General features: G+C 55.3%; 8 protein-coding genes. 3 read left to right on the plus strand and 5 right to left on the minus strand.

Features of this window, described 5'->3' with window-relative positions; all coding sequences use genetic code 11:
• Positions 1-23: 23 nt before the first annotated feature.
• From LOC70_RS02890 to LOC70_RS02900, 3 genes are all read right to left on the minus strand, one after another.
• Positions 24-1,643 (minus strand): protein adenylyltransferase SelO, encoded by a 1,620-nt coding sequence (locus tag LOC70_RS02890; RefSeq protein ID WP_230251716.1) that lies wholly within the window; start codon positions 1,641-1,643, stop codon positions 24-26.
• Between the two features lie 402 nt (positions 1,644-2,045).
• Positions 2,046-3,398, minus strand: coding sequence for a DUF1552 domain-containing protein (locus tag LOC70_RS02895; RefSeq protein WP_230251717.1), 1,353 nt, complete (start codon positions 3,396-3,398; stop codon positions 2,046-2,048).
• 5 nt (positions 3,399-3,403) lie between these two features.
• Positions 3,404-5,752 carry a PA14 domain-containing protein gene (locus LOC70_RS02900; protein WP_390888984.1) on the minus strand — a complete coding sequence of 783 codons (2,349 nt, stop codon included), beginning with the start codon at positions 5,750-5,752 and terminating at the stop codon, positions 3,404-3,406.
• 521 nt (positions 5,753-6,273) lie between these two features.
• On the opposite strand from LOC70_RS02900, the gene LOC70_RS02905 reads away from it, so the two are divergent.
• Positions 6,274-7,161, plus strand: coding sequence for a TIGR03009 domain-containing protein (locus LOC70_RS02905; RefSeq protein WP_230251719.1), 888 nt, complete (start codon positions 6,274-6,276; stop codon positions 7,159-7,161).
• 103 nt (positions 7,162-7,264) lie between these two features.
• Here the strand turns inward: LOC70_RS02905 and larC are convergent, their stop codons facing one another.
• Complete coding sequence (gene larC / locus LOC70_RS02910; protein WP_230251720.1) at positions 7,265-8,455, minus strand: nickel pincer cofactor biosynthesis protein LarC; 1,191 nt, start codon at positions 8,453-8,455, stop codon at positions 7,265-7,267.
• A 155-nt stretch (positions 8,456-8,610) separates the two neighbouring features.
• Here larC and LOC70_RS02915 point away from each other — a divergent pair, with 155 nt between their 5' ends.
• Together LOC70_RS02915 and LOC70_RS02920 are read left to right on the plus strand one after the other, a co-directional pair.
• On the plus strand, positions 8,611-9,684 hold the full coding sequence (locus LOC70_RS02915) for an LOG family protein (RefSeq protein ID WP_230251721.1): 1,074 nt from the start codon (positions 8,611-8,613) through the stop codon (positions 9,682-9,684).
• 426 nt (positions 9,685-10,110) lie between these two features.
• A complete protein-coding gene (locus LOC70_RS02920) occupies positions 10,111-11,580 on the plus strand; it encodes an aldehyde dehydrogenase family protein (RefSeq protein ID WP_230251722.1) in 1,470 nt (489 codons plus the stop codon).
• A gap of 107 nt (positions 11,581-11,687) precedes the next feature.
• On the opposite strand, the gene LOC70_RS02925 is transcribed toward LOC70_RS02920, so the two are convergent.
• A complete protein-coding gene (locus LOC70_RS02925) occupies positions 11,688-14,078 on the minus strand; it encodes a right-handed parallel beta-helix repeat-containing protein (RefSeq protein ID WP_230251723.1) in 2,391 nt (796 codons plus the stop codon).
• Positions 14,079-14,251: the final 173 nt, after the last annotated feature.

Consider the following 14,251-nt stretch of genomic DNA (forward strand, 5'->3'; position numbering starts at 1 on the left):
TCGATTCGGTCCGAAGCGTTAGGTTATGAACTGCACGACAACATCGAACAACCCGGACGATGACGTGCCCATTCCGGTCGCTTTTCCGCGAATCGTTCTTTGCCGGGTTGTTCGTCGTACGGGCGTCGCAACACATCGAGCAATTCATGGACAACCGAGTGGTCGCCTTTTTCCGACGCATCAATCGCTAGCTGAGCCAGATAGTTACGAAGCACATACTTCGGGTTCACCAAGTTCATTCGCTGACGACGTTCCGCATCATTTGGTTCGTGACCCGCATCTGACAACACTCGCTGTTGATAGGCCCGCATCCAATCCATCAGGGCTTGCCGATATTCCTCGGTGACTTCATCCGCGACGTACAACGCTGGCGACAGAATCGCGAGGACGTCTTTCAAGACCAACTCCTTCGGCTGCGAACGTGTGCCGAGTTCGATGTCGGCAAGTTGACGATAAAAGATTGTCATGTCGGTCTCGGCCAGTTGCAGCAGCGTCAACAACGAATCCACCAACTCGTCATCGGTTTCACTTTCGTAGGTCGACCATCCCAGTTTCGCAGCCATCATCGCGTGCCATTCGTCTTGGAACGCGCTGACATAAGTCGCGATGCCGCGTTGCAACGGTTCGGCCTCTTTCACCAAGGGAACCAGTGCATTGGCCAAAGCGACCAAATTCCACTGGGCGATCTGCGGTTGGTGCGCGTAGCGATAGCGACGGCCTTGCGCGTCCGTGGTGTTGGGCGTCCAATCGGGATCGTAATCTTCCAACCAACCATACGGACCGTAATCAATAGTCAGCCCAAGGATCGACATGTTGTCGGTGTTCATCACCCCATGCACAAAGCCGACTCGCATCCAGTGCACAACCATGGTGGCAGTCGTGCGGCAGACTTCTTCAAACATCGCCGCAATCGTGTCGGGAGTGATCTTTGATTCGCCTTCGACCAAATGCGGGAACTCCGATCGAATCGTGTGATCCACCAGCGTGCGTAGCGTCTCCAGATCCTCTCGCGAGGCGAAGATCTCGAAGTTGCCAAAGCGAATGAATGATGGAGCCACACGGCAAACGATGGCCCCCAGTTCATGTTCCGGATGCCCGTCATAGAACATGTCGCGAAGCACCTTCTCACCCGTCAGTACCAAACTCAATGCGCGCGTCGTGGGCACGCCGAGATGGTGCATCGCTTCACTGCATAGAAATTCTCGGACGCTGGATCGCAACACGGCCAATCCATCCGCCGTGCGTGAATAGGGCGTGCGTCCCGCGCCTTTGAGCTGCAACGTCCAATGATGATTGTCAGCGGTTTGGACTTCGCCCAGGTTGATTGCCCGTCCGTCGCCCAGTTGACCGGCCCAGTTCCCGAATTGGTGACCGCCGTAGCACATCGCAAACGGCTCCATGCCATCGACCAATACGTTGCCGGCCATCGCCTGAGTCAGCTCGTCCGAACCCAACCACTTTTGGTCCAATCCAATCAGATTCGCGACCTCTTTGGATCCCGCGACCCAACTGGGATTGGACACGTGTGTCGGGTCGACCCGAGAGTAACCCGCTTGATGAACTTGCCGAACGAAGTTGCGAGACTCAGAGTCCGCGGGCAAATCTCGCGTGAATCGATTGTCAAATTTCAGATCAAAGGTCACGCGAAAATCTCGTGGAAGTTCTCGCCGTAGCGAAAGTCGTCGAGACTTTCGAGCTCTCGCCAAGCAGGTCGAAACTCTTGACGAGTTTCGCTACCTGAACATTTCGCTGTCACGAACAACGAGCGAGAACCGGCTAGGGGAGTGGTGCAAGACAACTTACCCAGACGTGCTTACACGAGCCAGTCAGCAAATCTCACGAGAATCGATTGTCGAATTTCAGCTCCAAGGCCACACGGATATCCCGTGGAAGTTCTCGCCGTAGCGAAAGTCGTCAAGACTTTCGAGGTCTCGCCAAGCAGGTCGAAACTCTTGACGAGTTTCGCTACCTGAACATTTCGTTGTCACGGACAACGAGCCAGAACCGGCTGGAGGAGTGGTGCAAGACAACTTACCCAGACGTGCTTACACGAGACCGGTCAGGGCACCATCGCCGCAGAAATCGGGGTTTCCGAATGTCTTTTGGCCGAAGCCCATTTGCTCGGCGATCGTCAACAAGAATCGGTTGTGGGGAACCTTGCCGTAGTCTTTCGCACGCCCGGTTTGCAGGCCCAATCCGCCACCGACGCAAACAAACGGGATGTCGTTGCGGGTGTGCGAGTTGCCTTTGCCCAGTTCGTTGGTCCAAACAATCGTGGTGTGATCCAACATCGATCCCTCGCCACCGGGTTCCGGCGTGTCCTGCAAACGTTTCGCCAAATGAGCGATTTGCTCGCAGTACCAAGTATTGATTCGAATCAGTTTTTCGTAAGCGTCTTCGTTCGAATCCGGTTCGTGTGACAGACCGTGGTGTCCTTCATCAATGTCCAACCATCGCATTCGAGGCTGGCCGACACTGTTGGTGATTTGGAACGTTGCTACGCGAGCGAAGTCGGCCGCCATGGCGCTCACCAACAACTCGGTTTGCATCCGAGTGATCTCGGGCATGTTGTCGTTTTGCACTTCCACGTTCGGCGTCAATTCCGGAACCGCATGCCCCACGTTGTTGGTGCTGGCTTCCAATTCGATCTTCAAGTCTTTCTCGACTTTTCGCACCAACTCTACATGCTGTTGAAGCAGGTGACGATCTTCTGAACTGACCATGGATTCGATTTTCTTGAAATCGCCGGTCAAATCATCCAGCACGCTGGCCAGCAATTCTCGGTTCTTCGCTTGGCCGTAAAGCTTGTCAAACATCTTGTAGGGATCATCGATCGGAGCGACCGGTTGGTTCGCTCCCGCGTACGACATCCGCGTCCATGTGTCGGCCCGATCCGGAACCATCACGCCAAACTCCAACGATCCAAACCGAGTTCGCGTGGACGGATCAGCTTGCAATTGGTTCTTCAGGAATTGATCGATGCTGATGCCCATCGACCACCCGGCGGGCGTATCACTGCCGCCTTGGATATCGCCGGGGAACAATTCGATTCCGGTCAACAGACATCCCATGCCTCGCATGTGACCATCGCCATCACCTTGAATTTGGTTGCACAAACCTTTGATGGTCAGCGTTTGGTTCGCGAAAGGTTCCAGCGGCTTCAGAATGCGTTTGAATTCCAGCTTTTCCTCGCCCGCCGTGGGCCAGAAGTGTTTTGGAATCACACCATTGGGACTGAAGACGATGATCAATCGTTGACGCGGAGTCGCATCGGCGGCGAGTGCCAGACTCGGCAGATTCATCGTGAAGTTCAGCGCGGCGGCGCTGATGCCGGTACGCTGCAAGAATCGACGTCGAGACAGACGTTTGGACTGTTGGCGTTTAGCAATTTTTTCCATCGTTCTCAAGCTCCCACCGTTGATTGATTCTTGGCTGGTTTCTTCTCGTCGTTTGATTCGGGAAGCACATCGCTCGCCGCAATCACCGCAATCTCGATCAACAACTTCTGAATGTTGTAATCAGATTGCCGGAAGGTTTCGGTCAATTCATCCAACCGATGGGCGCCATAGGACGCCACCGGTTGCTTTACAAAGTACTGGAACATTCGAGTCACAAAAGCTCGGTGCGTGTCGGGATTGGCAATTGCCACCTCCGCCAAACCGCGTGCTCCGGTGAATTCGATGCGTTCATCGTCGCGAGTCAGGTAACTTCCCGACGCATCGACGGGTTTCTTCATGTCTTGTTCGCGAAAACGTCCCACGGCGTCGAATTGCTCCAACGAAAACCCAAGCGGGTTGATCCGCGAGTGACATATTTGGCAACTCTCGGGACTGGTTTGCAATTCAACGCGTTCTCTGGTTGTCAGATCCGGATGCAGGTCAGGACTGAGCGGTGCAAAGGCTTCGTTCGGCGGACGCAGTGTACGTCCCATCACATGACGCAGCAAAAACACACCGCGATGAATCGGCGAAGTCGCCGAGTGATACGACAACCGAGCCATCACCAAGGGATGCGTCAGCACACCGACGTGAGTCCGCGGATCGCCCACCGTGCGGGTCCATGTTTCGTCCGATTCGGCTGGCTTCCACGCATCACCATAAAACTCGGTCAGACGTGGGTTCGTGTACGTCCAATCGGCTGCCAATAGCTGTCGAAAATCGCTGGTCTCGCTCCAAATGGTGTCGTCAAGGAATCGGTCCAACGACTCACGCAAATCAGCAATCAGTTCAGGAGTGAAACCCGGATACTTCTCATCGTCTTTGCGAAGATCGTCTTCCGGGCCAAGCTCCATCCAGTGATAGAGCATTTGTTTGAGCTTCGCCCGAGTTCGAGCGTCGTCCAGCATTCGTTCCGCAGAACGACGGATGACGGCCTCGTTGCTGAGTTGCCCCTTTTCAATCTGAGTCAACATCCAGCTTTCGGATGGCAACGAATCATGCAACACGAGTGCCAAACGATTCGCGGCTCTTTGTGAAACGCTGCGGTCCTGATCCAAGGTGGGATACAAAAAACGAGGTGACTTCAATGTCATCAACACCACTGATTTGATGATGTCCGACTCGTCTTCGAATGCGTCCATTGCCGGTCTGACAATACGTTGCGGTTCAGTCTCCGATTCATCGCCGCGATGCGCCACCGTGACGAAATCCGTCAAGAAGTTCTTCATTTTGTCCTGGCGAGAGCCTTCGTCTTTCTTGTGACGACGCAGGTACTCTTTCCACAGCTCATCCCGCATCGCTTCGGCCAATTCGATGGCCCCTTCGGTGACGGCGGAGTCCCAAGCGGTATCGACCGAGATGCCTCGTTCAAAACCATAGCTGCTGTCATCCGGCGGCATCGTGGTCGCCATCTGCAGCACGGGCGGATTCCAACCGGGCATCATCGCCGATGCGGGAATGATGGTTTCAACCCCGCCGGGTGGCACCCAAGAAAGCGAAATGGTTGCCGGAGGCGTTTCGCCCTTTCGTTTCCGTTGGTTCAAATCAATTTTAAACGGGTACACACGCCCGGCCGTCAGCAACAACGTGCGACGAAACTCTTCACGGCCTTCGGACTGGACATGGTTGTCGATCAACTGTCGGCCGCCGTGGCCGAAGTCCATCGTGAACGAAGTCTTGCTGCGGACAATCAATTCATAGCGTCCCGTTTGCTCGATTCGCAGACCGCCTTCCCAATGAGCATGGAACTCGTCCCAAGCCACACCTTCACCGGGGCCTTCTTTGCCGAAGTCAAAATCGATCACGGGATCAACGCGTTCGATCTTTCGATTTTCTTTCTTCCAACCTTTGCCTTCGTAGATCGATACCTTCAACCCAGCTTCGTTGCGGTGGGTTTCCCAACGAGTGTTCTGCAGTCCAGCAAAGTGTGCATAGAGATCTGCCAAACTTTGACGGAACTGAACTCCCGTCAAACGTTGCAATGATTGTCGTGGTGGACGGTTCCGAATCTGAGCCGCTTCGCTGTAGAACGCGTGATGGATGTAAGCCGCAACCGCCGCGGCGTCTTCACCAACGCACAGATCGGGGTCTTCTTCCGGCATCGTGTCGACAATGATCTCGGTCAACTCACCGATGGAGCCATCACCGACCAACGGATCGGGATAGTAGTCTTCGGTGCCGATGCCTTGTTCGCCGTGACACTGCAAACACTGTTCGGCGTAAATCTTCTTTCCAGAAGACAGCACGGGATCCGCCGCGATCAATTCGTCCGCCGAATTCGACTCCGCAGCGGAAAGCGGCAAAGACAGACTCATCGCAACCACGGTCAAGAAGACCGGGACTCGTAGGAAGAACGTTTCGGCAAGAGCAGCGATCGATGCGCGTACCGATCGAGGGATGCAACGCATGGGAATCTGGGCAGGAATGTTTGTGAATCCGAAAGGTGGGAACCAGAAAGCTGGCGGGATTCAGCTCGGGTGGGATTGTCCATTTTAGGCAACCTAGGCGGCAAAGACACCCCGAAAACCTCGATTTCGAGCTGACGCACCCCCAGACAGGGTCGTTTGGGGGACCGCGTAACCTTCCATCCTGGACGTTTTTGACCCATTTCGGGCTTTCGACCGATTTGCCCCATTCGATAGGCTCGGCAAATCGGCTTCCGCTGATCCAGTGAGTCCCCATTCAATTGGCCGGCCAATCCGATTGGCCCGATGGTCCGCCTCCACATTTGATACGAGCGTCAAGGATGATGCGTTTGAATTTCTCGGTGTTTCGCCGCCCGTTTTCCTCACGCCCCGCTTTGCTCGCCGCCGCGTGCGGTGTCGCGAGTGTGGTGATGACGAGCCTTCCCCTGATGGCTCAAACCCGCGGTGCGGCCCCCGCTCAATCGCAATCCACCCAAGCGGCGACCAATCCCAACGCGGCTCCGTTTCCACCGCTCAGTGCCGCCGAGCAGCAACGACTCGACCAAATCTTGTCGGCTTGGGAACAACAGAGCCAAGGCACCAAGACACTTGAGTGCGAATTCAAACGTTGGCACTTCGATTTGTTCGCTGCACCCGCGGGTATCTACGCCAACAAAGCCGAAGGCGTGATCAAGTACGCCAATCCCGACAAAGGCTTGTTCCAAGTCAAAGCGGTCGTCAGTTACGACGGCAAGGACGAGAACGGCAAACCCAAATATTCGGCCAAACCAGGTCTCTATGGAGAACACTGGGTTTGCACCGGAACCGAGTTGAAGGAATTCGACCACGCGACCAAGCAGTGCAAGATCCAGCAACTGCCGCCACACATGCAGGGACAGAACATCATCGAGAGCCCGCTGCCGTTTGTCTTCAATGCCAACGCGCAACAGATCAAAGAACGGTACTGGGTCCAACCGATGCAGTCACCCAAACCCGAATTGATTTTGATCGCGGCTTACCCGAAACACCAAGCCGACCGAGCTCAATACAAGGTCGTGCAAATTGCTTTGGACGCAAAGACGTTCCTACCGCAAGCGTTGATCATGTACGCCCCCAACTTCGATCAAAAGAATCAACCCAAGTGGGACCACTACGAGTTCACCAACGTGAAACGCAACTCGATCAACGCCAGCCTGCGTAAGTTGTTCTTGCAAAACTTCATCGATCAAGAACCACCTTCGGACTGGAAGGTCTTCCGCGACAACTACACCGGACCAGCCCAAATTGCAGACGGCGAAAACCAAACTCGCCGAAAGTAATTCAGCTCAACTCATTGATGTAGATTGGCCACTCTTGGCCGACTGAGCCCAACCAAGGCTCGGCTATTCACGGCCGAGCTTTTTTCATTGGCAACGAGCGAACTCACTTCGTTGCGTCGAACGCCGACTGTGCTTCCTGACGAATCTGGTCGGCGGTCTTGTTCGTTTCGCGGCACAATCGTTGAACCTCATCGTTTTCCAACGAGAATCTCAACGAACCATCCGGTAGGCGCACGGTCTTTCCCGTCGCCGGCCCATCCGGCGTTTGCACGGTTTGTTGTTCGCGAGGCAACTTCGATCGATCCATCTCCGTGCGGCGAATGCCAATCGTGCTGGTGTGCGTGAACAGCAACGTTTGCAACGCATCGATCTTGGCCGGTTCGCAAAGCACCGCGACCGTGCTTGCCAAACGTCCCTTCTTCATCACGATCGGCGTTTGCCACACATCCAACGCACCTTGCTGCATCAGGGCTTCGGAAACGTTTGCCAGTTGCTCCGGCGAAGCATCGTCGATGTTGCTTTCGAGCAATGTCACTCGATCCGTTTCCAATTTGCTCGACGACGCTCCTTTGACTGACTCACCCAGCGTCACTCGCAAGATGTTGGCTTGGCCTTCCAAGTCTCGCGTTCCCGAACCGTAGCCGACTCGCAGCGGAGTCATCGCTGGGGCCGGTCCAAAGGAACTCGCGAGAGTCTTGATGATCGCGGCTCCGGTGGGAGTCGTCAGCTCGGATTCGATATCACAAGCCATGATCGGGACACCGGTCAGAATCTCTGCGGTCGCGGGTGCCGGTACCGCGACACGTCCGTGGTCGATGGTGATCGCACCGGTGCCGGTCGGAATGTGAGACGAGGTGACTCGCGAAATGTCCAATGCGTCGATGGCGATCGCGACACCCACGATGTCCGCGATCGAGTCAATCGCGCCCACCTCGTGAAAGTGGACTTTGCGAAGCGTGCAACCGTGCACTTTGGCTTCGGCTTCGCCGACACACAGAAAGATCTTCTTCGCCAAAGCCTTCGCCGAATCGTTGATGTCGGCGGCTTGGTCGATCATCTCGTCAATGTGGTGCAGGTGGCGGTGAGCCTTTTCCTCCGGATGGTCCACATAGATTTGGATCGCGCGGAAACCGCACTTTTTGACTTCCTCGGTGCGTAGCTTCAGCTCCGGCAATTTCAGCGATTGAAGTCCCTGCTGGATCTGATCGGCGGGCACGCCCAAATCGATCAGGGCTCCCAACGTCATGTCACCGCTGATTCCCGACAGACAATCAAAATGAAGTGTTTTGTTCATGCCGCCAGTGGAGCAAAACGGAGCCGTTTCACCAAGCCACCCACGAACCAAACGTCGCTGGTCGTCGTTCTACAATCGCGTTCCGGTGAACACCCGATTCGTGGTACCCTGTCCGCCCGTCGCAACCTGCTGATCTTCTTTTCTGGACGCTTTTCATGACTGACGACCCAAAGAATTTGCCCGCCGAAGCCATTGGGGAAGATGAACTGCAACGTCCTCAACCGATCGATGATCCGATTTCGGACAATCAATCGCAGGACCTGTTTCAAGTCATGCGACACACCATCGAGCGTCTCGAGAAAGACCAGACCGCTCGCGGCGATGTGAAGATTCTTTCACGAACCCTTCGCGAATTGCGTTACGCGTTCAAAGTCTTTCGGCCTTATCGCCGTCGACGCAAAGTCACCATCTTTGGATCTGCCCGGACGGCTCCCGATCGTCCCGACTATCAAGCGGCCGTGGACCTGGGTCGTCGCATGGCGGCTCACGGTTGGATGGTGATCACCGGAGCCGGTGGCGGCATCATGGAAGCCGGTCACAAAGGCGCGGGACGCGACGCGTCGATGGGTCTGAACATCATGCTGCCGTTCGAACAAGGCGCGAACGAGTTCATCGAAAACGATCCCAAACTGGTCACGCTGAAGTACTTCTTCACTCGCAAGTTGATGTTTTTGAAAGAGTGCAGCGGCATCGTCTGCCTGCCTGGCGGGTTCGGCACGCTGGATGAAGGCTTGGAAGTTCTGACGCTGCTGCAAACCGGCAAACAAACCATGATGCCGTTGATCTTTTTGGATCACCCCGGCGGCAGTTATTGGAAGGACTTGGGCAAGTTCTTTGACAAACAACTGATGTGCAACGGGATGATCAGTCCCGAGGATGTGGCACTCTACAAAATCACGAACTCAGTCGACGACGCGGTCGAGGAACTGTTGACGTTCTACGACGTCTATCACTCTCAACGTTACGTTCGCGAACAGTTGGTGTTGCGGATGAAACGCAAGCTGACGGACGAACAGCTCGCGCAAATCCAGGACGAATTCGCGGACATCGTGAAGAGCGGCACGTTCGAGCAAACGGGACCGCTGCCGCAAGAAGCCAGCGAACCCGAATTGGCCGAGCTGCCACGATTGGTGTTCCATTTCAATCGCCGCAGTCTGGGCCGCTTGCGAATGTTGATCAACCAAATCAACGGGCACCCGCTGACCACCACCCCCGACCCCGAATGCTAACGAGGGCTGAGGGCTGAGGGCTGAGGGCTGAGGGCTGAGGGCTGAGGGCTGAGGGCTGAGGTTTAGCCATCGCATTGTTAGCGGTGCGGCGCAAGCCGCCTGGTACCGATTCGCACAAATTTCGTGACTCGTTCCAACATCATCGTAGGCCGTACCGAAGCGAAGCGGAGCTCCGGCACCCGCCCAGCGTCTTTTCAAAAAGCACCCACGCGGCGGTAATACCATCCAGCCTTCTGGACAAGCTCATCACCGCTTTGCCGGCCGATCAGCCTGTCGACAGCATCCACTTCCTCGCGTCCCGTGCCGCAACAAACACGGGGGTTTGGAAGAGGAATTCGCCCGCGACTCAAATGTTGGCATCCGCCGCACAGAAGCCTTAAGCTGAAACTTGGTTTCCATCCCCAACGCAGCTGACAAGGATCTCTGATGTCGACAATGCTTCCGGAAATAGCACCCCCGAAAGTCCGCCACACCCAGCTTTTTATCGACGGCCAGTGGCGTGATTCGGCCAGCGGAAAGACCTTTGCCACGATCAACCCGGCAACCGAAGAAGAGATCGTCCAAGTCGCCGAAGGTGACAAGGAAGACATCGACGCGGCGGTGAAGGCGGCTCGCAAAGCGTTCGATTCCGGACCTTGGCGAACGATGGACGCTCGGGATCGCGGTCGGTTGATGATGAAGCTTGCCGATGCGATCGAAAATGAGATCGATGAACTGGCTCAACTCGAAACGCTCGACAACGGCAAACCCCTTCGCGAATCACGGCATGCGGATTTGCCCTTGGTAATCGACGCGCTGCGTTACTACGCCGGCTATGCCGACAAGATCCAGGGCGAAACGGTTCCTATTCGTGGCAACTACCTGTGCTACACACGGAAAGAACCAGTCGGGGTGGTCGGTCAAATCATCCCGTGGAACTTTCCCATGTTGATGGTCGCCTGGAAGTGGGGACCGGCACTCGCCGCCGGCTGCACCATCGTGATGAAGCCAGCCGAACAAACACCGTTGACTTGCCTGCGGATGGCTCAGCTCGCCAAAGAAGTTGGCTTTCCCGATGGCGTCATCAATGTCGTTCCCGGCTTTGGTCCGACCGCGGGAGGTGCCTTGGTCGACCATCCCGGCGTCGACAAAATCGCGTTCACGGGCGAGCACCGCACGGCTCAGTTGATCATGAAGAACTCGGCTCAGTCACTCAAACGGTTGACGTTTGAACTGGGTGGTAAGAGTCCCAACGTGATTTTCAGCGACGCGGATTTGGACGCTGCTGTGCAAGGCAGTTTCGTGGGTCTGTATCTAAACCAAGGCCAATGTTGCTGTGCCGGCAGTCGCGTCTTCGTCGAAGAATCCATTCACGAAGCCTTCGTTGAAAAGCTCACTGAGCTCACGAACAAACGCGTCGTTGGTAACCCGTTCGAACAGGCCACCGAACAAGGTCCCCAGATCGACCAAGCCCAATTCGACAAAATCATGAGCTACATCGACAAAGGCAACCAGCAAGGTGCGTCCTGCGTCAGTGGTGGCAAACGTTCCGGTGATCGTGGTTACTTCATTGAACCAACCGTCTTCACCGACGTTCAGGACGACATGGCGATCGCGCGTGATGAGATCTTTGGTCCGGTGATGAGCGTGTTGTCGTTCAAGGACAGCGAAGACATTTTGAAACGAGCCAATGACACGATGTTTGGCTTGGCCGCCGCTGTGTGGACACAAGACATCAAGAAAGCGCACCATTTCGCGGCCAACGTTCGCGCAGGAACCGTGTGGGTCAACTGCTACGATGTCTTTGACGCCGCCGCACCGTTCGGCGGATTCAAGATGAGTGGGCAAGGCCGCGAACTCGGAACCGAAGGCCTGAAGCCTTATTTGGAAAGCAAAACCGTGACGGTCGCGCTTTAAAGCAGCGTCGAATCACTCGGAGTTGAGAGCATTCAACATCCGCCGAAGCAACGGGCCCACCAACAGACGGCTCGTTGCTTTTTTTGACTTCGCTTTTTTGGTGAATCCTAGTTCGCCATCAAACGGTATCTCGCGTTGATCGACTCCGCGTCGTAGCGACCGCCGCGTTCGTCTTTAAAACGCTGATACACCCGAGCTCGGTAGGATCGGTCGACTGGTTCTGGACGAGAAGCATCCGTTTTCAATCCGATCTGATCAAACGGGATGGGTTGAAAGCCCTTGGGCGTCGGGAAATCTTCGCGGAATGTGAAGTCCAATTTTTTGACGTCGACAAATGCCTCCCAACCGATCTTCTCAGGCAGTTCGAAATGACCGCTTTTTGGTAGGTCAGTGACGCGTCCCGTTTTCCGACTCTCCATGCCTTCCACCGTTCCCGAACCGCCGTGGACGTGGAACGGAACGCGAACTTCGTTCACATAATTGTCTGCCACAACGCAGAAGGTTTGGGCGAATGGATTCAGGGCGATGGCTTGTCCAAGCTTTGGGAACTCCTCGCTCCACGGCGGACGGTTCCATCCGTTCTTCCCCAGCATCTGCTCCAGCAGATAGATGTTGTCGCCTTTGTCACCATGGGGCAGATCGCGACCAAACCGTTCCAAACCTTTCCACTCGGCAGCAACTTCGTCCGCCGTAATGGCTGATTTGTTCGTCCACCACATGTGACCGGACTTCATCGTGATGTTGTTGCGAAATGAGTTCAACGGTCCTTGGAACTGAGCCGCACCCCGACCCGACCGATAGAAGACATTGCCAAACATCTGCAATCCCATGCCACCATCGTCGTTGCGAAAGCCAAAGATGGGATGCCCGCCGGGCTCGAACAAGTGATGCACGAAATTGAAACGCAACACGTTGTTCATCATGTGCCAATTAGCCCCGCAATAGGCAACGTTGAAGTCACCCATTTCGTAACCAATGTTGTAAAACTCATTGAATTCCATCAGCGTGTCGACCGCGTTGAAACTCAGCGCTCCATTCATGTCATGAACGAGGTTGTGGGCAAAGTACATCCCGACGCCGTTCATCCCCATCACGCCGTATCCGCGACGACGACACGAGTGAACTTCGTTGTTGGTGGCATGGTGATAACAACGTTCCAGCGTTTTGAAATCGCCACCACGCATTGAAAAGGCACTTTCCAAATCATGGAATTCGCATCCGGTGATCCCATGACGCAAACCGCCGTCAATCGACACGCCACGTTGGGCTCCGTTGCGGAACGTGCATCCCGAAAGCAAACACGCTTCACCGGATTGAATCGTTACCGCCGCGCGTCCGGTGTCTTCGAAAACAATGTCACGAAAAACGGTGTATGAAACATCTTTCAGCTGCAGAATCGCGGGATGCTCCGACCACAACAAAGCGAGTGTGGAACTTCGCCGATCAAATCCTTCCGTCGGCCAGAAATACAGACGTGCGTCGTCGGCGTCGTAGTACCACTCACCGGGTTCATCCAATTCGGCCAAAACATTGACCAGGCGTACGCGACGAGGAATGGACTTGATTTTGTTGGCAACTCCGTAGCGTGTGTGCTGCATCAGTTGCACGACTCCGTCGCGGATCATTCCAACTGGTTCGCGTTGAAAATACCAATCGTTGTGAAAGTAGCCTTCCACTTGCATGCTTCGGGTTCGAGCAAACTCTTTTTGCACCAGTGGCGAGAGTGTTTCTACCGTGTCGAACCTCGCACCGTTGGGTGCATCCAAACTTCCGGGGACTGGTTTTTCCCCGGGTTTCAGCCATCGGGTCGTCGGGCCTTGGTCAAAAATATCATCAATGTGGCAGTACCCGAGATTCGGCCACTGAGCCAGTGTCAACAAATTGCCATCTAAAGAGATCTGTCGAGGTCGTCGATACTCGCTCAACAAAGATTGCTGCGACGCCGGGATCGACAACACCATGACGGCACCGTGGGCGGATGGTTTCAAGCGATCCAGGTCCGCTCCCGAAGCGACCTTCGCCGCTTTTAGATCGACCGATTCGCCTGCGGTGAAAACCACTGAGCCTTTTCGTTCGGCACGAAAGATTACCGGTGATTTGGCAGTCCCGGAGTCGATCTTTCCAAACACGACAGGCTGCTCGAACTTGTATCGTCCCGGCCTCAAGACGACTTCCACACCGCCAGGGGGAAGTCCGCTCGCCTTTCGATAATCACGAAGGTGATCGCGCACTTTGTTCAAGTCAGTGAACGGGTTCTGCTTCGATCCATCGGCCGGCGTCTCATTCCCCGGTTCACGTTCCGGGGACACATAAAGAGTCATTCCAGGTTCGATGCTGGGACGCCATTGCGGGTCCAAGTACCGATCGTGATACTCGATCTCCGCATAAGCGGGTGTCGGCAAGGCTTCGTTCGCATTGCAACGATCCGCCGCTTCGCACGACAAAAGTAGAAACGCAAAGACCACACCGGTGGCCTTGCAAGTGGTCAGGATGTTCATCGAGAAGGTGGGTAGGCAGGTGGGAAAGGTTGCTGATTCGACTCAGCGGAGGGAGGCAGTTCGTGGGGTGCGCAAAAGAAGTCGGCAGCAGTTTGGAGCGTAGCTCCTGGTGTGCGGTGATAAAGAGTTCCGTCAAACAGTGTGTAACAAAACACGGATGCCCTACAAAAAGG

The sequence above is a fragment of the Rhodopirellula halodulae genome (assembly GCF_020966775.1).
In the GTDB taxonomy this organism is placed as follows: Bacteria; Planctomycetota; Planctomycetia; order Pirellulales; family Pirellulaceae; genus Rhodopirellula; species Rhodopirellula halodulae.